The sequence below is a fragment of the Campylobacter sp. IFREMER_LSEM_CL1097 genome (assembly GCF_025772225.1).
Lineage (GTDB): Bacteria > Campylobacterota > Campylobacteria > Campylobacterales > Campylobacteraceae > Campylobacter_D > Campylobacter_D lari_D.
The window spans coordinates 1-1,019 of record NZ_JAKMRT010000047.1 but is presented as its reverse complement, the minus strand read 5'-3'; the positions used below and the strand labels follow the sequence as shown (position 1 = coordinate 1,019).

General features: G+C 39.0%; 2 rRNA genes. Both read left to right on the top strand.

From position 1 onward, the window contains the following. Positions 1 to 554, top strand: a 23S ribosomal RNA gene (locus L8W64_RS08855); the annotation flags it as partial. Positions 555 to 849: 295 nt separating this feature from the next. After that, positions 850 to 966 (top strand): 5S ribosomal RNA (gene rrf / locus L8W64_RS08850). Positions 967 to 1,019 lie beyond the last annotated feature (53 nt).

Below are 1,019 nucleotides of genomic sequence, written 5' to 3'. Positions count from 1 at the left end.
ATAAGCCAGCTTAACTGCAAGACATACAAGTCAAGCAGAGACGAAAGTCGGTCTTAGTGATCCGGTGGTTCTGTGTGGAAGGGCCATCGCTCAAAGGATAAAAGGTACCCCGGGGATAACAGGCTGATCTCCCCCAAGAGCTCACATCGACGGGGAGGTTTGGCACCTCGATGTCGGCTCATCGCATCCTGGGGCTGGAGCAGGTCCCAAGGGTATGGCTGTTCGCCATTTAAAGCGGTACGCGAGCTGGGTTCAGAACGTCGTGAGACAGTTCGGTCCCTATCTGCCGTGGGCGTAAGAAGATTGAAGAGATTTGACCCTAGTACGAGAGGACCGGGTTGAACAAACCACTGGTGTAGCTGTTGTTCTGCCAAGAGCATCGCAGCGTAGCTAAGTTTGGAACGGATAAACGCTGAAAGCATCTAAGCGTGAAGCCAACTCTAAGATGAATCTTCTCTAAGCTCTCTAGAAGACTACTAGTTTGATAGGCTGGGTGTGTAATGGATGAAAGTCCTTTAGCTGACCAGTACTAATAGAGCGTTTGGCTTATCTTATTTAAGCATCACTTCCTTGTTAAGGTTTTTAATAAAGCTGTGAGTGTTTTTATATGAAATATTTATATAAAAATTACATTCTTAAGTTTATAAAATCTTATAAGTAAAGTTTATATTAGAACTTGCTCTTAACATTGTTTTTTAAGTATTCTAAAATAAAACAATAAAGTATTTAGTTCAATAAAACATCTAAACTTAAGAATAAGATGAAAGTTAAAATAAAAATAATTTTTATATCTAAATCTTATTGATTGTTTTTATTATGCTATATTAAATAGAATATTTAAATAACAATGTCCGTGATTATACAGATGTGGAGACGCCTTGCTCCATCCCGAACCAAGAAGCTAAGCACATCGTGGGTGATGATACTACGCCTTACTGGCAGGGGGAAAGTAGCTCATTGCGGACTTGTTAATTCTTATTATTCTTACTTTATATACAATCCTATATTTATTTTTATTG